19 protein-coding genes and 2 pseudogenes are annotated in these 21693 nt (G+C 45.6%); 6 read left to right on the plus strand and 15 right to left on the minus strand.

Translation table 11 applies throughout. From position 1 onward, the window contains the following. The coding region (locus QUB64_RS11195; protein ID WP_333273219.1) for a calcium-binding protein at positions 1 to 657 on the plus strand (657 nt) is incomplete at its 5' end. A 155-nt stretch (positions 658 to 812) separates the two neighbouring features. Here QUB64_RS11195 and QUB64_RS11200 read toward each other — a convergent pair. The 4 genes from QUB64_RS11200 to QUB64_RS11215 form a co-directional block, all read right to left on the minus strand. Next, positions 813 to 956: a hypothetical protein gene (locus QUB64_RS11200; RefSeq protein WP_333273216.1), complete on the minus strand. Its 144-nt coding sequence runs from the start codon at positions 954 to 956 to the stop codon at positions 813 to 815. A gap of 447 nt (positions 957 to 1403) precedes the next feature. After that, a complete protein-coding gene (gene phnE / locus QUB64_RS11205) occupies positions 1404 to 2198 on the minus strand; it encodes a phosphonate ABC transporter, permease protein PhnE (protein WP_333273214.1) in 795 nt (264 codons plus the stop codon). Between the two features lie 69 nt (positions 2199 to 2267). Beyond that, on the minus strand, positions 2268 to 3008 hold the full coding sequence (locus tag QUB64_RS11210; RefSeq protein ID WP_333273212.1) for a phosphonate ABC transporter ATP-binding protein: 741 nt from the start codon (positions 3006 to 3008) through the stop codon (positions 2268 to 2270). A 131-nt stretch (positions 3009 to 3139) separates the two neighbouring features. Next, positions 3140 to 4135 carry a phosphate/phosphite/phosphonate ABC transporter substrate-binding protein gene (locus QUB64_RS11215; RefSeq protein ID WP_333273209.1) on the minus strand — a complete coding sequence of 332 codons (996 nt, stop codon included), beginning with the start codon at positions 4133 to 4135 and terminating at the stop codon, positions 3140 to 3142. A 194-nt stretch (positions 4136 to 4329) separates the two neighbouring features. Between QUB64_RS11215 and QUB64_RS11220 the strand changes: the two genes are divergently transcribed. Next, a complete protein-coding gene (locus QUB64_RS11220) occupies positions 4330 to 5313 on the plus strand; it encodes a threo-3-hydroxy-L-aspartate ammonia-lyase (protein ID WP_333273206.1) in 984 nt (327 codons plus the stop codon). A gap of 56 nt (positions 5314 to 5369) precedes the next feature. Next, entirely contained in the window at positions 5370 to 5675 is a 306-nt protein-coding gene (locus QUB64_RS11225; protein WP_333273203.1) for a small RNA NsiR4-regulated ssr1528 family protein, read from the plus strand. 140 nt (positions 5676 to 5815) lie between these two features. Here QUB64_RS11225 and QUB64_RS11230 read toward each other — a convergent pair whose 3' ends face one another. From QUB64_RS11230 to QUB64_RS11240, 3 genes are all read right to left on the minus strand, one after another. Further along, positions 5816 to 6238: an EamA family transporter gene (locus QUB64_RS11230; RefSeq protein ID WP_333273200.1), complete on the minus strand. Its 423-nt coding sequence runs from the start codon at positions 6236 to 6238 to the stop codon at positions 5816 to 5818. 132 nt (positions 6239 to 6370) lie between these two features. Beyond that, a complete protein-coding gene (locus QUB64_RS11235) occupies positions 6371 to 7285 on the minus strand; it encodes an NAD(P)H-dependent glycerol-3-phosphate dehydrogenase (RefSeq protein ID WP_333273198.1) in 915 nt (304 codons plus the stop codon). A gap of 110 nt (positions 7286 to 7395) precedes the next feature. Further along, entirely contained in the window at positions 7396 to 7824 is a 429-nt protein-coding gene (locus tag QUB64_RS11240) for an NUDIX hydrolase (protein WP_333273247.1), read from the minus strand. A gap of 263 nt (positions 7825 to 8087) precedes the next feature. On the opposite strand from QUB64_RS11240, the gene QUB64_RS11245 reads away from it, so the two are divergent. The 3 genes from QUB64_RS11245 to QUB64_RS11255 all read left to right on the plus strand — a co-directional run bounded on the left by QUB64_RS11245 (position 8088) and on the right by QUB64_RS11255 (position 11122). Next, positions 8088 to 9002: an alpha/beta hydrolase gene (locus tag QUB64_RS11245; protein WP_333273195.1), complete on the plus strand. Its 915-nt coding sequence runs from the start codon at positions 8088 to 8090 to the stop codon at positions 9000 to 9002. 135 nt (positions 9003 to 9137) lie between these two features. Continuing rightward, positions 9138 to 10817 (plus strand): phosphatidylglycerol lysyltransferase domain-containing protein, encoded by a 1680-nt coding sequence (locus QUB64_RS11250; protein ID WP_333273192.1) that lies wholly within the window; start codon positions 9138 to 9140, stop codon positions 10815 to 10817. Positions 10818 to 10828: 11 nt separating this feature from the next. Further along, a complete protein-coding gene (locus QUB64_RS11255) occupies positions 10829 to 11122 on the plus strand; it encodes a hypothetical protein (RefSeq protein WP_333273190.1) in 294 nt (97 codons plus the stop codon). Between the two features lie 590 nt (positions 11123 to 11712). On the opposite strand, the pseudogene QUB64_RS11260 reads toward QUB64_RS11255, so the two are convergent. From QUB64_RS11260 to deoC, 8 genes and pseudogenes are all read right to left on the minus strand, one after another. After that, positions 11713 to 12885 (minus strand): annotated as a pseudogene (locus tag QUB64_RS11260) (RNA-guided endonuclease InsQ/TnpB family protein); the annotation flags it as partial. 298 nt (positions 12886 to 13183) lie between these two features. Continuing rightward, entirely contained in the window at positions 13184 to 14008 is an 825-nt protein-coding gene (locus QUB64_RS11265) for an FkbM family methyltransferase (RefSeq protein ID WP_333273187.1), read from the minus strand. 429 nt (positions 14009 to 14437) lie between these two features. Continuing rightward, a pseudogene (locus tag QUB64_RS11270) lies at positions 14438 to 15707 on the minus strand (RNA-guided endonuclease InsQ/TnpB family protein). Then, entirely contained in the window at positions 15698 to 16297 is a 600-nt protein-coding gene (locus QUB64_RS11275; RefSeq protein ID WP_333273185.1) for an IS607 family transposase, read from the minus strand. The pseudogene QUB64_RS11270 and the gene QUB64_RS11275 overlap by 10 nt, the downstream one beginning before the upstream one ends. 408 nt (positions 16298 to 16705) lie before the next feature. Next, positions 16706 to 17932 carry a glycosyltransferase family 4 protein gene (locus tag QUB64_RS11280; protein ID WP_333273182.1) on the minus strand — a complete coding sequence of 409 codons (1227 nt, stop codon included), beginning with the start codon at positions 17930 to 17932 and terminating at the stop codon, positions 16706 to 16708. A gap of 26 nt (positions 17933 to 17958) precedes the next feature. Continuing rightward, on the minus strand, positions 17959 to 19518 hold the full coding sequence (locus QUB64_RS11285; RefSeq protein WP_333273180.1) for an MFS transporter: 1560 nt from the start codon (positions 19516 to 19518) through the stop codon (positions 17959 to 17961). Between the two features lie 199 nt (positions 19519 to 19717). Further along, positions 19718 to 20593, minus strand: a complete 876-nt coding sequence (recO, locus tag QUB64_RS11290) for a DNA repair protein RecO (RefSeq protein ID WP_333273177.1) — start codon at positions 20591 to 20593, stop codon at positions 19718 to 19720. 342 nt (positions 20594 to 20935) lie between these two features. Next, positions 20936 to 21616, minus strand: coding sequence for a deoxyribose-phosphate aldolase (gene deoC / locus QUB64_RS11295; protein WP_333273174.1), 681 nt, complete (start codon positions 21614 to 21616; stop codon positions 20936 to 20938). Positions 21617 to 21693 lie beyond the last annotated feature (77 nt).

Raw genomic sequence — 21693 nt, forward strand, 5'->3', positions numbered from 1 at the left:
CCGGGTACTTTCCCGACAACCGGAGTTTACAACTTTGGTTCAGGTGTGGGCGGTTACAACTTTACCACTCCGGTCTTATTCACGGGAAATTCGACTGCTAATAACGTCACTGGTACTGAGTTCTCCGATATTTTGAACGGGGGCTCCGGTGCTGATATTTTCGACGGTGGCGCTGGTAATGACAGCATCTCCGGCGGCGCTGGTAATGACAGTCTCTTCGGCGGCGCGGGTAGCGATACTCTCAACGGCGGCGACGGGAATGACACTTTAATCGGCGGTTTGGGAACAAATGTTCTCAGCGGCGGGCTGGGTGCGGATGTGTTTGTGTTCACCGGAACTACTGCTGGTGGCGGAGATATCATTACGGATTACAGCATTGTTGATGATGTAATTAACCTTGACAAGACTGGTTTTGCCGGGTTAGGAACGGGGTCTTTGGGCGCGAGTTTCTACCTTTACAGCAGCACTGTTGCTACTGTAAGTGCGATCGAGTCTACGTTGACTTCGCCGTCGATTATTGCTCTCTTCGATAGTGCAGCTAATACTACTAAGCTGTATTACGATAGCAATGGTTCGACGGTTGGTGGCAACAGTTTGTTTGCTACTGTCAATGTCAATTTGGGAGTTTCCGGTAATTCTGAATTGTTCTTGTTCTAAAGGGCAAGAGTTCTCATCGGGATATCGAGGGTATGCACGGGGATACAGCAATGCTGTATCCTAACAAGATAAGGACACGGCAATGCTGTGTCCTTATTTTGTTGTTGTTGATTTTCAAACAATTTAGTGGCTTTGTTTTGGGTAGGGAAACGGCACTACCCTGTCTTTTTTTGCGGTGTAGTTGATGGTGGATACGATCGCGCGATCGCCTTTTTGGGGATTTGTGCGATCGACCTGATACCGATAAATTTGTAGGGGTGAAGCAGTCGGGCGACAATAGTTGATTCCCAACCTACCATCTAATTCCCGAATGCTTCACCCAGCCGCCATGCGTAAGTCATAATTACCAAATATTGGGCAATCCTTGATGCGCGATCGTCACTGAATATTTCGCTTTGACAAACAGTGGGGCCAGGGCTCTCGCATTTGGACAGAAAATCTTTGGTTTTTTGTTAAGGTTTGTCGCCAAAATGCGAGAGCCCCTACGAGTAATTCGATCGACTTTTGGGAAATGTGCGATCGACTATTAGAAAATTAACTCTTCTTTCTTGAACCCACGGAGGTGGGTTTCGTGTGTGCAGACGCGGTTGAAACCGCCGTCTCAATTACAATATATTTTTGGGTTTGTTTACAATAATTCTTGAACTGTGCAGGTGCGGATCTATGAGATTGTCTATGTTGATTCAGACATTTTTAATGGCGACACACCCTACGGAAGACTGTTGAATGATTTTTAAGAAGTGGTATTACTTCGTTTCCAACCGCTGCCGCCATTTACTGCTAATTACATCGATCGCAGTCACGACAACCAACAGAACTAACATCATCGTAGTAGCCTTATTGTACTCAAAAGAGCGGATATAATTCACCAACTCAAAACCAATACCGCCGGCGCCCACAACTCCCAACACCGAAGCCGCCCGGATATTATATTCAAACATCCACAGCGTGTAACCCAACGCTAGCGGCAACACCTGGGGGAAAATGCCGTATTGCGCCACTTGCAGCCAAGATGCACCTGCGACTTGCAACGATTCGATCGATCGCCCTTCCACAGACTCGATCGCCTCCTGATAAAATTTAGCAAGATAGCCTATAGTATAAATTGCCAGCGCCAAAGTACCAGCCGGCGCACCCAAACCAGTCGCGGATACAAACAGCAAACCCAGCACAATTGAAGGAACTGATCGCACCGCATTTTGCAATAAATTAGCTAGCCATTGCAACCACTTTGGTGCTATATTGTGGGAACTGGCGATCGCAATCGGTACGGAAAGAATGGCGCCGATAGTCGTTCCCCACAGCGACATTTGCACTGTTTCGATTAACGCCTTGATTGCTACGTCGATAATTTCTAGATTCGGCGGCCACAAGCGGGAGATAAAATCGGTCATGTAAGGCCAACTATCTACTAAAGTTGCGGCGTCAATTTCTAATCCCCGCAGCGCCCAACCGTAAAGTACAATTAAACCTGCTGCTATACTGATATTTTTGAGCCAGCTATAGGTTTTTGATAAGTTAGTTGAGTTTTTTTCGGTCATTGGCGTTTATTTTTGGATTGAATGAACCGCGAAGACGCAAAGGGCGCCAAGGAAGAAAAGAGAAGGGGTTCAGACTGCTAGTTTGGAAGGTGTGAGTTTGCTGAATTTGTCGGACAGGTTTTGACATTTGCCATCATAGACTATCTGACCGGCATCTAGGACGATCGCTCTTTCGGGATAGGTGCTGGCCATTCCTAGGTCGTGCAATACTACAACTACGGTCATTCCTTGTTTTTGGTGCAGTTGGGCGAGGATTTCCATTACTTGTTGGGCGGCGATTACGTCTAATCCGGTGGTGGGCTCGTCTGCGAGTAAAATCTGCGGTGATTGGATGAGGGCGCGGGCGATGGCTACTTTTTGCTGTTGTCCGCCGCTGAGCAGTCCGGTTTTTTGGTATGCTAGGTCTTGGAGTCCGAAGTCTGCGAGTAATTCAAAAGCGCGATCGCGCTGTTGTTTCGGAAAACCCCACAGTGTCTCCCAAGTCTTCAATCCTCCCAAGCAACCACATAACACATTGTCGATCGCGGGTAGCTGTTTTATCAAGCCGCCACCTTGAAAAATTAAGCCAATATCGCGCCGAATTCGTCTCAATGTGCGCGGAGTTATCACTGTATCGTTAATCCTAATTTCTCCGGTTTTGACGGGGACTAATCCGACGAATGAACGTAACAGCGTAGATTTTCCTGCACCGTTTAAACCGAGAAGCGCTACAAATTCGCCCTGTTTGATTTTGCAATCAATTTTGTTCAAAATCGGGCGTTTTAGCGAAGTTGAATAAGCTGTTTCTAATTTACTGCATTCGATACTCATGGAAAATATTTATGAAATAATTTAGTAATTAATATCAGGTTCACTCAAACAAATACAATAAAACACGTTCGTACTGAGGACTTTAGTCCGCAGAAAAAGCGGACTAAAGTCCTCACTACGAACCTTTGATTTTATGGTTCGAGTTTGGCGCGCACCAAAGCTTGGCGCAAGGTTGCTAAATGGCGGGCGTGATCGACTTTTACCAATTTTTGGGAATTGTACAAACTGCGGAACAATTGATTGTTTGCAGGTTCGTTCATTTTCATGAAAGCATCGATCAGTTTTTCGCGCATTGGTGCAGGAATGCGATCGTCTATGACTATGCCGTGGGCTGGAACTCCGGGAATTTGCTGCAAAACTCGCAACTTCTTGCCTTCTTCTGCTGTAATCCAAGGCGGTAGCAAAGCGTATTCCGAGACTGCTGCAACTTCTGCTTGACCTCTTAAAACTGATTGCAAAGCGCTCCCGTAACCGTCGCCGTAGGTGACATTTCCGAAGAAACTTTCCAGTCTATCGGGGCCTGATACTAATCCTTGACCTACTAATTCCCCAACTGGAAAAATGAATCCCGAACCGGAAGTTCGAGATGTGAAAGCCATTTTTTTGCCTTTCAATTGTTCGAGGGTTTGCTTTGCTGAACCTTTCGGGCGCAAAGGACTGTCTTGGCGCACTACAAACACGGAATCGTAGGTATTTCCGCCGGAATAATCGCTGCGAACTTCTGCTAAATACATCCGCGCTTTGGCTAATTGTTCTGCTTTTAAAGCGGCGCGCCCTGCTACAAATGCCACATCTGCTCTGTCTGCTCTCAATGCTTCTACGGCTGCGGTTTCGTCGCCGATGACTGCATCGACGGGCATTCCGATTTCTTTGGATAGTATTTGCGCTACTTGATTGGCTTTATTTTGCAAGTCTGTAGCATCTCTGCGGTTCGCAAATACAATTCTAATGCGACTGATAGCTGCTTGTGCTCTTAAATCTCGTTGGCGAAGCCCTCGAAGAGGATCGCCCTTTGGTGCTGTTTGTGCGATCGCCGAATGCCCGCTCCCAACTGCATTCGCTGTCAAACCCGCTAGCAGCAACAATCCTGCGCTAGCGCTTGCTAGCACTTTAAACTTTGTATTCATCAATCGCTTTCCTACCTAACCGCAACTTTTTGATAACTTATTGCAATAACCTTGATGTCATCCTACAACGCTTTTCGTAATTAGTTGCAATAGTCTATTGATAATTATTTCCAATATGTCATATCATTAAAACTGATAAGACTCTGACTGTATATATGGTATGGTGCGGTTCAAGCACCCGAGGCAGAAAACCTATGACAGCCAATCTTGCCGATAAAAATCCCTTTCCCGTCAGTTTTGCCGATGTGGAGGCGGCAGCAAAGCGCTTGCAAGGTAAAGCTTTCAAGACGCCGGTGCTGACTTCGGAGACTGTCAACAAACAAACCCATTCTCAAGTATTTTTCAAGTGCGAGAATTTTCAGCGGACGGGTTCGTTTAAGTTTCGCGGTGCTTGTAATGCTTTGATGCAGCTATCTGAAGCCCAAAAACAGCAGGGAGTGGTGACTTTTTCTTCGGGAAATCACGGGCAGGCGATCGCCCTGGCTGCACAATTACTATCAATTCCTGTTACTGTGGTAATGCCGGCAGATGCGCCCAAAGTCAAGCAGGAAGCGACTCGCGGCTACGGTGCCGAAATTGTTTTGTACGATCGCACTCAAGGAACCCGCGAAGATCTCACCGCCAAAATTGCTAGAGAACAACACTTGACAATTATTCCTCCTTATGACGACGCGCGAGTGATCGCAGGACAAGGTACGGCGGCGCTGGAATTGATCGCAGAAGTTGGGGAGTTGGATTTGCTGCTGGTTTGCTGTGGCGGTGGAGGTTTATTGTCGGGATGCGCGATCGCAGCTAAAACTTTGTCTCCGAAGTGTACAGTCATAGGGGTCGAACCCGAGCAAGCAGATGATGCCGCGCGATCGTTCCGTACCAAAACGCTGCAAACTGTTAGCAACCCGGATACTATTGCTGACGGCGCGCGCACGCCGTCTTTAGGGAAATTGACTTTTCCTTTGGTGCTGCATTATGCGGACGATATGGCAACAGTTTCGGAAGAGGCAATTCGCACTACAATGTTTTTTATGTGGGAGCGGATGAAGATTGTTGTCGAACCGACGGGAGTGTTAGCAGCAGCGGCTTTATTGTCTGGAGTTGTGAAAGCACAAAATAAGAGAGTTGGCGTGATTGTCAGCGGGGGAAATGTGGATATTAGAGAAGTCGATCGCTTTTTTGCTTAGATGGGGATAGTTCTCTGGTAAGATGCTCCCACAACAAACTTTGATATCACAGCACAATGTCTTCAGAAACAAACTCAGCAGCTCAATCGACAACTGGTGCAGATGCGATCGATGTGGCGATCGCCTCAGGAATCGATTTTGACGGCACTGCGATTCCGAAAGCAAAATTAGACCTGTACGAGAAAGTAATGGGATTAGAAGCCGGGAGACAGCGCAGCGGCGTGTCGAACACCATGCGATCGCGCATTGTCCGAATTGGAGTCAAACACCTGTCTCAAGCAGAACTCGATCCAATGTTAATTGCTGCTGACTTCGCACCGTTAAAAGACAAAGAAGTTGCCTTTTATTACGGCGCAAAGTAAAAATTAGCTGATGCAGAAAGGCGAGATATATTAAGATACCAAAGAAACCGGGTTTTTCCATGATTCAACGCTTTGATGCAATATTTATCACAAAACCCCGGTTTCTGGCCTTGACGACAAATTCAAAAAAGAGAGAGCTTTCAATAAGACGAAAGGATAACTGCAAGTAGGGCTAGGACAAGAGCAATTATTTGCGGGATTGTAATAGGTTCTTTCAGGAATAAATATGATAGCAATATGGTAATCAGTGGGTACAGAGATGTAATGCTGATTACGCTGACAACTGGCCCGCTTTCCATCGCTCTAAGAAATATCAAAGATGCCACAGTTCCGCAAACACCGACTAATAAAGCAAATACGATTCCTGCAATATTTCCCTCAAGACTGAAGTTTTTACTGCTGGTAAGAATGAATGCTGTAGCTATAAGCGTGCCTATTGCTTCGTAAACAAAAGCTGTTTTGTAGTCAATATATTTAGTAGCTAACTTGCTAAACACTCCCCAAAAGCCGTATAATAGGGAACAAACCAGTGCATAAATTAACCAATTGGGTATTTTAACCATTACATTTCTTGCATAAAGATTTTATTGCTACGAAAAACGCAGATGCAAGATAGATACAACACAGATAAATGCAGATATTTTTAAGAGAGTCTGCGCAGGAGTGCAAAAAGTCTAATAACGATTTAACCGATTTTAAATCTCCGGTTTCAAAGCACGTTCCATCAGCGATAAAACAGCTTGTTCGGCAGTAATTGCACCATTCAGCAAACGGTAAACTTGACTAGATACAGGGACTTCAATCTCGCGCCGCTCCGCCAAATCAATCAATACATTAGTGGTATTAACACCCTCAGCAGTGCTCTGCAATTCCTGCACAACTTCCTCTAAAGACTTCCCTTTCGCCAATCCAAAACCCACCCGATAATTGCGCGACAAAGAACTGTTGCAAGTAGCGAGTAAATCTCCCAAACCAGACAAACCGTAAAAAGTTTCGGCGCGAGCGCCTAAACGAACTCCCACTCGAATCATTTCCGGTAAAGCGCGAGTCAGCAAAGCAGATTTAGCATTAGTTCCTAATTGTAAACCATCGCAAACACCAGCGGCGATCGCAAATACATTCTTCAAAGTCCCGCCCAACTCAGTCCCCAGGGGATCTTGATTGACATAAACCCGAAAAATATCCGAACTATAAATAGTCTGCACTTGTTTCGCCGCCGCTAAATCAGAGCTCGCCGCTACCGTCGCAGCGGGTAATCCCTGCTGAATTTCTTCGGAAAGATTGGGGCCAGAAAGTACGACAATTGGATTGTGAGGAAAGGCATTTTGCCAAATTTGAGACGGAGTGCGCGTCGTGGCGGGGTCTAAACCTTTGGTGACAGTAACTATAATTGTACTGGGATTTGGATTTAAGGCAAGCAGGCGATCGACTGTTTCGCCAACTCCTGTCATGGAAACCGCCGAAACCACAACATCCGCGCCAGTTATAACCGATTCTAGACTAAAAGAACTGCGGCGCGACCACAAATTTACCCGATCGCCCTTTTTACCTCCCAGATTTGCCAGGGCCGAACCCCATGCACCTCCGCCTAATATTGTCAAGCTAGCCATAAAATTTAATTGTCAAGAATGAAACCGCAGATGCACGCAAATCAACGCAGATAAATCATAGCAATTCATCCGCGTTAATCCGCGTGCATCTGCGGTTAAAAACTCTTCTCCTACAAACGCGGCCGCAATCCATAATGACGGTAACGCCAATAATCGCGTAAAATGATCTCGTGATCGAAACACAATTCACTAGGAATCTGCCAAGATTCAAAAATTTGTAAATTTTTAGCATCATCCGCAGCTTGAGGTTCGCCCGTTGCCGCAGCCAAGAATACAATACTGATTGTATGTTGCCGCGCGTCGCGATTGGGATCGGAATAAACGTAAAATTGCTCGATTAATTCTACATTCAAACTTGTTTCTTCTAAAGCTTCGCGCTTTGCCGCCGTTTCTACCGATTCCCCGTAATCGACAAAGCCTCCAGGAATCGCCCAGCCGTAGGGAATATGGAGACGTTCTATGAGGACAATTGGTCGCTGCGGGCGATCGACCAATTCAATGATAATATCAACTGTAGGAGCAGGATTTCTATAATTCACAGATTTGATAATTGGTAATTGGTAATTGGTAATCGGTAATCGGTAATCGGTAATCGGGAACACGATAGGCTTGTAGGGGCGGGTTCACCGACAATCGTGACAGTGCGAACAAATTAAATAAACCCGCCCCCACCCACGAGCAAGCCCGCATTGTTAGCTGTGAAACGGGCCGGAGAACCTGTTACAGTTTAACCAACAGTCCTCAAATATATTTGCATATAATGTACTAATTGCCATAGTACACAAAAAGAGAGATTGATAATATGCCTAAGTGGCTGGGAAAAGTTTTAGGTATCGGTGCTGGTACAATCCTCCTACTAGGTGCGACTGGATACTGGTACGTGTTTATTGCCGGAGCACCTCAATTAGACCCTCCGAAAATCATAGCCGATCCCGACTTAAAATTTGAACTCAAAACATATAAAAGTGCAGCTATGAATTCAGAGCGCACCTACGGCTTAATTTTACCGCCTGGGTACGCAAAAAATCCCAAACAGCGCTATCCAGTGATTTTTTTGCTACACGGCGGGCACGGAGATGCGCGCGCCTATCAAGACAAAGCTGCTGTTACTTCCGTACTCCACGATTTATATAAAACCAAAAGATTGCCGCCGTCAATTGTAGTTACTCCTGACGGAAATGACAAGCGGGGAACGAGCCCTTTGTGGGACCCGCAGTATTTTGACGGGCCTAACGGTAAGGTAGGAACTGCGATCGGTTCCGAATTGGTTTCCGAGATAAAATCGCGCTACAGAACGCTGGAAGACCCCAAATTTTGGGCAATGGGAGGACAATCTTCGGGGGGGTGGGGAGCTTTTAATATCGGTTTGCGATATTTAAATAATTTTAATATTCTGTTCAGCCACAGCGGTTATTTTACCGATCAAAGCGGCAAAGCTAACAGTCCTAAATATTTAGTGCCGAAACTTTCTACCAAAGACAGACAGAGACTGCGGGCTTATTTAGATGCGGGGGAAGGAGACAAAGAATTTCTCACCTCAACTCAGCAGTTTCACGAACAATTAAATAGTTTGGGCATCTCTAACAAGTTTAACAAATTTCCTGGCGGGCACGGAATTGTCGGCCCGGATGTGGGTTGGAATTATTGGCACAAGCATTTAGCGGATTCATTGAGTTATGTTGGAAAACAGTTTAAGATAGCGGGTGATGTCCGATAGCCTGATTGTTGTATCTGGGCTCGCATAATTCTTGGATGTTATTGTTTGCTGTGCGTCGAAATCGCAATAACCCTCTGCGATTGCTTTCATAAAATATTCCTATGACAAAATTGCTAAAATTTAGAAAGGTGAACTGTGTTAGCCCAAAAAACTAGGATTGGACTCTGGACTGCATCATTTTTAACTGGATTGGTTGGAGTTATTAACCTGCTGTCTGCTGTAACTCCCAGTTTACCCGATCGCCGGAATTGGCTAGAACCATTTTTTCCTTTCCCCGTGCGGGCGGGCGGGCATTTTTTTGCAGCCGTTATCGGATTTATGCTGCTGACTTTGGCAACTAATTTGTTGCGGCGCAAGCGGATTGCTTGGTTGCTGACGGTGGGATTGTTAATTGCTTCTATTTTAACTCATTTAGTCAAGGGATTGGATGTTGAAGAAAGTTTACTTTCTGGGGTGCTGCTGTTTCAGTTGTTGGTGATGCAGAAAACTTTTACTGCTAAATCCGATCGCCCTTCAATTGCTCAAGGAATCCGAGTTTTGCTGGGCGCTTTGCTGTTTACGCTAGCTTACGGAACCATTGGTTTTTACATTCTGGACGGGCGTTTTGAAGTTAACGAACGAGCGGTTAATTTTGATTGGGACGATGCTATATTCCAGACTTTTGCCATGTTTTTTACGGCGGATAATGCGGGCTTAGTTCCGAAAACTAGGTTTGCGGAATTCTTTGCGGATTCGATTTACGGCGTAGGTTCGGTAACGCTTGGTTATGCACTTTTGATGCTGCTGCGTCCGGTGCTCCTACGAGATTCGGCAAGTATTTCGGAACGTAATGAAGCTAAGGAAATTGTGGAACAATACGGGCGGACGACGCTAGCGAGATTGGCGTTGCTTGAGGATAAATCTTATTATTTTAGTCCTTCTGGCAAAAGTACGATCGCCTACGTGTCCAAAGGTAGAGGTGCGATCGCCCTTGGAGACCCCATCGGCCCGGCTGAAGACCGCAAAGAGGCTATTCTGGGGTTTCAAGAGTTTTGCGATCGCAACGATTGGTATCCTGCATTTTATCAAACTTTGCCCGACGATCTAGAAATGTATTATAGTCTCGGTTTTCGAGTGGTGCAAATTGGCGAAGAAGCAATTGTTGACCTCAAAACTTTTACTCTCAAAGGTAAGGCAAATCAAAACTTGAGAACAGCTATCAACCGATTGACAAAAGCCGGTCATCAAGTCGAATTTTACGAACCTCCTTTAAGTTTGGAGTTGATGCGCCAAATGAAATTCGCGAGCGACGAGTGGCTGCGAATGGTTCAGGGTGCGGAAAAACAGTTTTCTGTGGGTTGGTTTGATGAGGCATATTTGCAGAAAACTCGCGTCGCAGCCATCCACACTCCCGATGGTAAAATTAGTGCTTTTGCTAATATGATATCGGTGGGCGATAGAGTAGTTGGAGTTGATTTAATGCGGCGCCGTATCGAGGTGGAAAATGGCACGATGGAGTGTTTGTTTGCTTCGATGTTGCAGCACTGTCAAGAGTTGGGCTATGCAGAATTTGATTTGGGTTTGTCGGCTTTGGCGGGAGTCGGAGAACCGGGGAAATCCGGGCGGTTGGAAAAGGTTTTAATTTATCTTTCGGATCACTTGAGCAAGTTTTATAATTTTAAGGGATTGCACAGTTTTAAAGATAAGTTTGGACCGCGCTGGGAACCGCGTTATTTTGTTTATCCGAGTTGGGGAAGTTTGCCGGATGTTGTGGTTGCTTTGATTCGGGCCGATTCGGGCGATCGACTTTTTGACTATTTGCGCCCGGGAAGTTAGGCGATTTTAGATTGAACATTGAAGGTTTTAACGCAGCAATTACCAACAAACAGGAGCAGTTTATGAATTTGACGCTAAATCTATCACCTGAATTGGAGCAATATCTCTTAAAGTCTGCTCAGCGGCGAGGTATTTCTGTAGAGGAAGTGACCTTGCAAATACTCATAGGATGCATGAAGAGTCAGGAACAGGATGCGATCGCATCTGGGGCAGTATGTGATGTGTGGTCTCCTTATGATGCGTTTGATGCTGCACAGACGATGCTCGAAGTTTTAAAGCAATCGAAAGCCCAAGAGGATGAGTAATGTGGAACGTTTTTCTTTTGTATCTGTTAATAATGCTTTAGGGGAAATTGGATTTCGCCGTATTTTGCCAATTAATTTTAACTGGTTCCGAGGAAGAGCCTGGGAACCCATATAGAACCCATTTGACATCTTTTGTAAAATCCTTATAGGGGAACCATTCTAGCCTAAATCTAGGATTCTACTGATTCGGCCCAAACCGGCGTTCTGGTAATCAGTCTGGAATAGATCTCAAATGGGTTCTATACGAATGTGCTACTGGAAACAGTGGTGCATACCACGAACGCGCATCTCTAACCTACTCAATTTGGGAACCTCTCGTCGTCATGCGTTTTCGACGGGGCCAAGCTGTAAAGGCTGCTGGCGCCGATCGAGAACCTTGGCGACCCATACGGGGATGACCAATCAGTGGTTAGCACAACAAGGGTTGCTCTCAATTCGTGACCTCTGGATGAAAGTCCAGGGCTACACCTGAGCTTCAGGGTTCGTCTTTGCAGTTAGATAGTGAACCGCCCGGTGCGGAACCGCACGCCTGGTGGTGTGGTAGGGGGGATTCTTGATACTCCCCACTGATGAATCAGGGGGATTCTTGACTAAGACCACAAAGGGACTTTCAAAGGCGTTATCAATGCGCCTCTACTGACTTCTTTGAGACAAATCCCCAAAGTTGCCGCTACTTTTCTACCGATATTGCCTGCCCCATTGCAATCTGCATTAATCAATAAACCTTCAAGAGTGCGATACAATCCGCGCTTAACTCTTTGACCGCTTGGTTGCCACCCTTCTGGTTTTTCGCAGAATTTAGGTAGCAAATCAAGGTCAAGAAAGGAAGCCTTAGAGGTATATGATTCTTCGGTTTCCACAAACCGAATCCCATACTGTTCGCATAACTGAGCAATACGGGATTTTCGCCTACCAGTTGGAATCTGAACAAAATTTTGATGAGTTTTATTTCCCAAATTAATACCATTTTTCATTCCAGCATTCCAGCCGAATATTACAGTGCCAATTTTATTGAGCCAGCAATGATTTATTACTTTTATGGCTGCTTTATTGACAGCATCTCGCATGGTGCGATTACGATTCTCGGTTAAGCGCTCTAATCGCTTTGACCAGTAACCATTCGTTTTCCCTTGCATCAAAAATGCCACACGCTTGTTATAGCCTTGATTGATAGACTTCAGATGCCGTCCGTCAATTATTAAGCTAGTCCCCACATTGCTGATACAAGTCAACCAATTGTTCATCCCGTGGTCTATCATCAAGGCATTTGATTTATCTACCTCTACTTGGAAATCTTTCGATTTGTAAATCAACTCTAAATAGAAAGAACCGTTTCGAGGTAAAATCCTATATTCTCTGATTGCTTTGTAGTCTAGATTGGTAGGCATAGGGAGATAGAAAGCATCCCAGCCAAACCAAGTTTTAACTTGGCTGCCCAATGGAAATCTCAGCAATCCATCTTTAAGCCGGACAGAGCGACCTGTATAAGTCACTAAAGCTAGACCGCCTTGTCGATAATTTGGCAATCTAGGCCTTTGGGTTACAGTGCCTTTACCAATTCCTTTCAGTAGTCCAATGTAGGATTTAAAAGACTCAGCGACGGTAGTTAAAATCTGTTGCGCGGTATCGGAATAAAATGCTTTGTAATGCAAGTTCTGATTTTCTGTGCCCAGCACTTTGTGCAAAAGAGTCTTGCTCGGTATTTTGCCTGTTTTAAAGTACATTTGACGAGCATAATATATTCCGCAGTTCGTCAACTTCGACGACTCGCTGCAAAGGAATTATAGAATTGCTTTTAAGTCTTTAGTTGGGCTGATTAAATTTTGTTGACATCCAAACATATTCTCTTTCCTCTTTGTTACAGTTTACTAGCAGAGCCGGATTTCCTTCGGTTAACAATAAACAATATAATTCTGTTTGTATTCGTAGCCTATCTTCTACTATGAAGGAATTAATTGAGTACAAAGATGTTAGGCGACTGAAGTCGCTGCCGCTTTCCTCCCCATGTCTAAAGCCAGGGGCTTCTCGCTCGTTTTTTGGTGAGGATTCTCCCTATCCCGATTAGGCTATTTCATCTAGAACTGCAATGTAGTTAGTTACGCCCCTGAAGTACTCACAGTCTTCATAGTACTCCTTAATAGGCATAAGGCGCGACGAAGGTAAAACTCGGTATATCTGATACTTGAGAGGGTATAGCAAATTCCAAAAATCACGAAAGAATGTTCTAGAGTTAATATTTCCAGAGCCAAACTCAAATGAAATGGCTTTGATTATTCGTTTTTTCAAGCTTTTTGTGGCGCCCTTGAGACCATCTAGCTCATGACCTTCAATATCCATTTTCATAAAGTCAATACATGAGATATCGTAATTTTCAATTACGCTATCTAAAGTAATTGTTTCTACATCAATCGAGGTGAAAATTTTACTCTCAAAATAACTATCCTGCCTTGGGTGTAATGAAGCTATTCCAGAAATTTCGTCGCTTGTATAAAGTTGAACTATACCTCTTTCAGAACTCACTGCATTTGGAATAAGCTCTGAATTTGGGATCTTCTTCTCCACAATATTTTTTTGACAAGCTGGTTGAGGCTCAAATAGGAAAATCCGTGATTCAGGAAACATCTTGTGGAGAAGAAATGACCATTCACCATTATTTGCCCCTACATCAAATATGACAGGGCAAGATTTGTTGATTACAGATTTAGCTGCGTTTATCTCAGCATCAAATGCCCAACCCGTTCCCGCTCCTTTACCGAGAAGAATACACCAGTAGGCTTCCAATAGTCTTGCCAAATCTTCAGTTGCTGCATTCGCAACTAGCTGACTCAATGGACTAGCTAACTTTTTGCCTATTTGGTTAAAAATACCTGGCTCATGTAGCTTCATATTACTAACCTCATATATTGACTACTAAAACCCCTAATAAACTGTAGTCAGTCGCGCCACGATTGAATTGAGCGGCGGTCGAAACCTTTAACTAGACTAAAATCATATCTCTTTGTCCGTTCCAATGATTTGTTATGCCTCGATCGCTTCTCAATTCTTAACTAATGCAGTGGTGGCAGATGACTCAGCACCCCCACCAGGAAGTTGGAAAACATCCAATCAGTTCCATTAAAGTTGCCCTCTGGAGTGATGTTTCTCTTAACAGTGATGCGCTGACTGCCAGTTCCATTGATACCAATTTTACATGAAGTTGCATAGAATAAATAGGACTTATAACCTTTGTCAAAAAGGTGAGGTATCAATCTTGACCTAAAAAGCATTGATAATGCAGGGTTTCAGTATGCCTCAGCATAGCTGGTAAAAGTATAGTCATTTATAGACATGGGAGGCTTCAAGTCTCTCCCCCTTCACTTTTACTTTGAGCGGATTAACCCGCCTCGGCTGAACTACGCCCACGACCTATCCCATTGCTGAACGCATTTGGGATTGCTTTTCTGAGGATGTTGTACGAAGCGTTGACATCAGAATTAATTAACTGACCAGTCGATGTTTTGTACAAACCTCGCTTAATACGCTTACCACTAAACATCGGTTCTTTTTCTGTTTTCCCGTAGACAGGGATTGAATCTAAACCCAGAAAATTTGCCCGCGACGTGTAGGATTCTTCCTGCACAATCACATTGATTCCTACCAACCGAGCTTTGTACTCCAACATTTCAATTAATCGAGAGTGAGGAATACTAACAAAGTTTTGGTTGTTTTGCTTCCCTAGATTAATTTCTGTTTTCCACTGTGCATTCTTGCCAATTACTAGCGTCCCAATCTGCTTGTCTGTTAAAATGGCAACAATCAGGCGACTAGCATGATGCAAGTAATTATCAACTTTTTGATTGCGACAGCGAGTCAAGCGCTGAATCCGGGGTGAACTTTTGCGGTTCCCTTTTAACTGGGATTGTAATCGTGAAAAGCGTTTGTTGTAAAACTGGTTAATTGATTTCAATGGTCGCCCGTTAATCAACAGTGGGGTAAATCCCGGTTGATTTGAAGTTAACGCCACTAAATTATCTAGTCCTAAATCAATACTCGCTACAGAATTGGCGCCGCCAATGGTGGACTCCGGTTCATCATAAATTACCTCAATTACATAAGAATCGCATTTCGGAACTAACCTAACTTGGCAAATCTTATCGGGAGCGACTTGGGTTTTGACCGAAAAATCAGTACCCGAAAGTTTAATGATTCCTTTCTTTAACTGTTTGCTACTAATCGCTTGAATTGTGTAAATAAGAAGGTTTCGCCCTTGGGTTTTGTCTTTGTACTTCGGCAGTTTTGGGCGACCCGTGAATTTTGAATAATCAGCCTTGTAAGCTTTAACTGCTTCAAAAAACGATTGCCAATTCTTGTCTAACACCATTAAGATTTGCTGGCTTACTTTAGCAGGCAAAGCCTTGTATGCTTCGATTGACTTCATCAATCGGTTCATTTCGTTATAACTGACATAACCCCATCCATAAATAAAGCTCTGACGAATGACGTAATTGGCCGCATTGTAGAGGTTTTTGGACTTGAAAGCTAGTTGGTCAATTTGAGCGAAACGGTGTTCCGTTGACTTAATGATGTGCCGCTCTGTCAACTGCATTCAGAACCTCCATCTTTCAACTCAGCAATTATTTTTTCGGTTTTTCTGCTAGCGCGTCGCTGTCCGTAAAGTCTGGCAGCAAAGCTTGTCACTATCGCCACCAAGTCTTGCATCAACTCATCTTTTCCATTCTCCGCTAGATTAACTATTTCTACCTTAACCCCTAATCGAAGAAGCAATACACCTAAATAATTTGTACCAAATCGAGCCAAGCGGTCTTTGTGTTCGACCAACAGAATATCGTAGTCATCTTGTTGTAGCAGTGTTTCCAACTGCTTTCTGTGGTCGTTCAATCCGCTGCCGATTTCTTTGACGCTTCTAACGATTTGATAACCGTTGGCAATTGCATACTCGGTTAACCGTTCCGATTGGCGGTTGAGATTTTCTTTGTTCTCGGAGGAAGAGACTCGGCTATAAATAGCGACTCGGTTTTTCTTAGCTTTGTTGGATGGCGCTTGTGGCAAGTAATCAACTATAATTAGACCGCTTTCCGTCTGTCGTGCCGGATGTGGCAGCTTATTTGCTTTCCACCAGCGCCATGCAGTTGTGTAACTTATGCCTATTGCTTTGGCGTAGTCAGGTAGTTTCATTTTTGACCTCCTGACTACATATTACTACTTCTGCTTACCGCTGCTTATAAAATTAATGAAGTTTTACAATACCTCCTGTATCTGAGAACCGCTATAGAGAACCCATTTGAGATCTTTTAGGCTGCAAGCCGATCGACTGCTATGATCGATCGACTGCTATGAGCGATCGACTGCTATGAGCGATCGACTGCTATGAGCGATCGCTCGCAAGATCTCAAATGGGTTCTCTAAGCGAGGAAGAGCCTCGGCTGGACAATGGAGGCTCTGCCTTCGGATCTGTGTTACCAGGCTCTTCCTGGTAACGAGTAATGCCGTTTCCCTACCAATATCGAAGATGACAGGGGAAAACCTTCCTACTGACATCCGTTAATCCGTTACATCCGCTACAAAATCCGCTGCCGAACTTCGTTATGCCAAGCCCCGCAGCGGCACGCGCTGCTTCTGCAAAACCTCTGAATACAGCTTTTCCAACTCAGTAATATTCTGACTGAGAGTGTAACGCTCGATCGCCCGTTGGCGCGCTTTTTGACCAAGCAGCATTCCCAACTCCGGATGATCGCAAAACAGCGGCAGCAAAGTTTGCAACTGACTGCGCACCCGCTGAGTGTTCAAAACTATCCCCGCGCCTTCCTCCAAAGCCTCGCCATCAGCACCGGCATCCGTTGCCAAACAAGCTAAACCGCAGGCCATCGCTTCCAGCAGCGACAGCGACAATCCCTCCACCAAAGAAGGCAAAATAAATACATCTGCACCGCGCAGAATTTCGATCCGGCGTTCTTCCTCGGCTACAAATCCGAGCCACACAATGCCCTCATTTTCGCCGTAGGACAGTTGCAGCGAGGCGGCGAGGGGCCCGTCGCCTACGATCGCCAACACGTTACCAGGGCCAAAATTACATTGTTTCCAGGCCTTCAGCAAAGCCTCAACATTTTTCTCTGGGGCAATGCGGCCTTGATATACAAAAAGTCGATCGGCCTTTAACTCCAACTTCAAGTTTGAAGGCCCCGGCGAATACTTTTCCGCGTCTACGCCGTTGGGAATCACAGCCACCCGTTCTTCCGGCACTCCCAACTTCACCAAAATATCCCGCTGAATGTAAGAAAAGACGATCGTCGAATCGTAGTGAGCCAAAAACGGAGCGTACAGTTGATACATCAGGTGTTGCGTTCCCGATGTTAAATTCCGCAATTTGCGATCGAACGGCGGGTGAAAAGTCGCCACCAAAGGCAAATTCAATTCTTGACAAATTTCCGGCAGCAAAAAGTCCAGAGGCGAAAGCGTCAGGGAAGCGTGAACCACATCCGGTTTCAGCCGCCGCAGAGACTTCATCAACACTGTGCGGGATTTGAGAGTCGGAATCGTATAAATTTGCGATTTGTAGTGACAGGGTAAAGAAACTTCGTTGCAACTCGCGGGCGAAAGCGAATTGGTATATGAAGTTGGAGTAATTCCAGTTCCCCATTTCCCATTTGCCACGCCCCACGCCGTATTGTTCCTGTCCAATGGGCCTGCTTCTTGGGCAAAGTGCAGGAAACTAACCTGGTATCCCCGGTCTAATAGTGCGTTAGTGACTTCCCTGGAGTAAGTTACGTTACCGCAAAAAGGTGATTTTTTTCCTAGCCAAGCGATGTGCATTCGAGTAAATCAGAGTTTGTTATTTTTTAGATTCGATCGACTTTGCTATTAGTGCTACGGGAAATATACCAGGTTAAGACGCCACCTGCGATCGCCAATCCTGCCAAAGCCAAAAATACCGTCGGCAAACCCAGAAATGTTTCGGCTACTCCTGCTAAAGCTAGTGGTAAACTCAAAGCGATATTCGTCGCATTGTTTTGCAGCCCGAAGACTTTTCCCCGCATTTCTTCTGGGGTTTCTGCTTGAATTGTAGTCTGCATCGGCACTCCCACCAAGGACGCAAACAAACCCAACAGAGTAATGAACAGCACCGAGATCCACAAATGGTGTGTAAATGCAGAAAGACCAGTCAGAGCCACTGCCATGCCAACAGATCCGATTAAACTAAGTTGGGAGTGAGAAAATTTGTGACCGAGATAGCCTACAGTCGTCGCCCCAGCAGCCATCCCGACTCCCACCGCAGCCAGCAAAAAGCCAAATTGCGACGCTTTCATACCGGGCAGGATTTCTGCCAGCCGCACCGCTAGCACTGCTAAGGCTGCAAAAATGGAAAATAAAATAATTAGTTGAATTAAAGCATTGCGGACTTTCGGCTGATCGTTGATGTAACGCAAACCGTCTTTTAAATCTGCTAGCGGGTGTGGCGGTTCGTGTTCGACTTCGTTTTTTTCGCCTGTTTTCATCGACAGCAACAGCACTCCAGCGAAGGCGTAACTTCCGCCTACTACTAATTCTTTGCCGATGCCGAGTCCGCCGCCGAGGTTGGTAAATAGGTTGTCGGCTAAAGCTAGTAAGGGTTCTCCGACTGCGAAGCCGATAATCACCGAACCCATCATGGTTGTGGTGTAGAGCGAGTTTGCCGATAGGAGGTGGCGGCGTTCCACTATTAGGGGAATCACGGACTGTTCTGCTGGGGCGAAAAATTGAGTTAGGGTGGAAACTAGGAATGTGACTAGCAGCAGCAAGCAGAATCCGAGCGGCAGTTGACCGAGTTCAAATCCGTCGGAGAGCCACAGCAGCACGGGTAATGTGAGTACGAAGCCTCCGCGCAGCAGGTTTGTGGCTACGAGCACTGCTTTTTTCGACCAGCGATCGACATATACGCCCGCAGCAGCTCCAAATAATACCGCAGGTATGGTAAAGGCGATCATGATTGCCGACACCCACCTGCTGATGGTTTGATCTGGCGCTTGAAATCTGCTGGCTACGAGGGCGATCGTCAGTACGAGATAAACTTTATCTGCTAGTTGCGAAAAAACTTGCCCGCTCCACAAGGCTAGAAAATTTCGGTTTTTGAGCACCGGCAGAAATCCTGTTTCTTTTTCGGGAGTTTCGGCTACTGCTTCCGCGAGTTCTGCTGTTGGTTCCGGGGGGATGGCTTCGGGTTGTTGGCTTTTACCGTTACTTGGCTCTGGTTCTGGATTTGTGGGATATTTGTCCATTTCTGGGTCTTGGGCGTTGCTCCATTGTCGATCGGCAAAGACGGGCGATGAGTTAAAATCTGGAAAATTTTCTCGTTCTTCCATCTTGTGGTGGGTCACAGCTAAAATAGATCTTCTCAAATCAGTATCGGACAGTCGCATCATAGGATTAGGGGTGGATCGCCTGGGATGGTTGAGCTTGGGCGGATGTGAAGTTCAAATTGAGGCGTTAACCTCTAAGTTTAATAACTCGTAACTTTACTTATTATCTAGTGTTCCAAGAATCTTGAGAATTTACCTGAAACTGCTTGCAGGTTCGGATATCCCGCAGGCTGGGGTGATATTTTCTCTCAACATTCAAAATTTAAAACTCAAAACTCTCCAAGTAGGTGTCGATCGAGCTTCCCGATCGAATCGTGCAACCTAAATGATACTGGGCATATTGCCGCAAAATATTTTCTACTGATATCCAAGCCGCGCGATCGGCAATCCCCTCTCCTAGTTCTGCGCTACCCAACTGTTGCAGCGCTGCTAATTCTTTAGCATTAATATGGAAATTTGTCAAGTGTTTGCTGTCGCTCGTTTGCCGGGAACGGGAGCTGGATCTGTACAAGTTACCGGTTTGTGAGGAAAGTTCTGCCTCTAGGTTAGCTAGCTCTGGCAAGCTGAAGGTTCCCCCAGAGGGTATACTAAACCCGGTTTTCCAGTTCGGATCGCTGAGATTTGGGACGATCGGCACTCTGGTGGCACAGCAGACTTGGACTTGGGGCGCGAGGCCTGCTAGGGCTAACAAGTGAAAAATACCCTGGGCGAGATGGGCGACTAGCACGGCGGCGGATTGGATTTCTGTGCGATCGGACAAACGCTCTAAACGGCTCAAGTGTTCGCCCAGCAAAAAGAACAGTGATTCTTGCGGTTCGTCGGAAAGGGCGCTGGCGATCGCCAATTCGGCCAGATATTGCGCGGCTGATAGTTTTCCGAGATTGCGGCTCAAACCCGGATAGGATTCGACGGTGGACGCTTGGGTAATCTTGTCGAGCGATCGACCTTTGGCGATGAGCAATTCGTTGACGACAAATAACTCGCTTCTCCCGCCAATGCTCGATCGCTGTTTGCGAACACCCGGTGCTACGGCTTTAATTAAGCCGAATTCCCGCGTCAAAACTGTCAGCAGGCGATCGGATTCGCCGATCGGCGCACTCTTAAGATTGATACCAATTGCTTTGTAAGTTCGATTCACTCGATTTTAGATTTTAGATTGATTAAACAGTACCAAAAACAGTCCGCGACACAGAACATAATCGTTACCTTATACTCGTTACCAGGAAGAGCCTGGTAACGCAGATCCGGAGGCTCTGCCTCCTTCTCCTGAATCCTGAACCGAGGCAGAGCCTCTAAATATGGGTTCCCAGGCAGAGCCTTGGAACCAGTTAACCAGTTAAATCCTGTACCGAGGCAGAGCCTCTAAATATGGGTTCCCAGGCAGAGCCTTGGAACCAGTTATCCCCATTACCAATTAACCATTACCAATCACAACTAAAAACTGACAACTGTCAACTGACAACTGACAACTGACAACTGACTACTGACTCTTATCTAAATTATCCCGCTGGCGGATTAATTCCGGGCCGCGAGAAGTCCCCAAACGAGTCGCACCAGCCACGATCAAATCTATAGCTTGTTCGTGAGTGCGAATTCCTCCAGCAGCTTTAATACCAACCCTTCCCTTAGTAAATTCCTTAAGCAACTTCACATCTTCAAGTGTCGCCCCGCCGAAAAAGCCCGTATTAGTTTTGATATAAGCGGCGCCCGCCTCCATGCAAAGCTCAGCCGCTAATTGTTTTTCCTCATCCGAAAGCATTGAGCATTCGATAATCGCCTTAATAGTTTGTCCGGTTTCTTCGCAAATTTCGGCTAATTCCCGGTGAAATTCGTCATTTTTTCCGGCTTTCAACAATCCTAAATTGACGCAGACATCTAACTCAACGGCTCCATTGTCTGCGGCTTCTAGGGCTTCGTAGAGTTTGACTGCTGATGTGGTTGCTCCCGTGGGAAAACCTATGACAGTCGAGACTTTTGGCTTTCTGCCGTGCAGAAGACTTACCGCTTGTCGCACGTAGGCTGGATACACGCAAACTGTGGCAAACCCAAATCTTTCTGCTTGTTGGCAGCAGTTTTCTACTTGCTCGGGGGTGGCGCTTGGGTCGATCAGAGCGTGGTCGATATAGGGGGCAATATCGATATCTGGCCCTTTTGCAGCCATTGCTGTATTTTCTCCGAAGCAACTACTTCTTTATTATGTATCGAATTTACCAATTCTTAACTTGCCTCTGGGTCTGA

Origin of the sequence: Microcoleus sp. Aus8_D2 (assembly GCF_036702665.1) — a bacterium.
In the GTDB taxonomy this organism is placed as follows: domain Bacteria; phylum Cyanobacteriota; class Cyanobacteriia; order Cyanobacteriales; family Microcoleaceae; genus Microcoleus.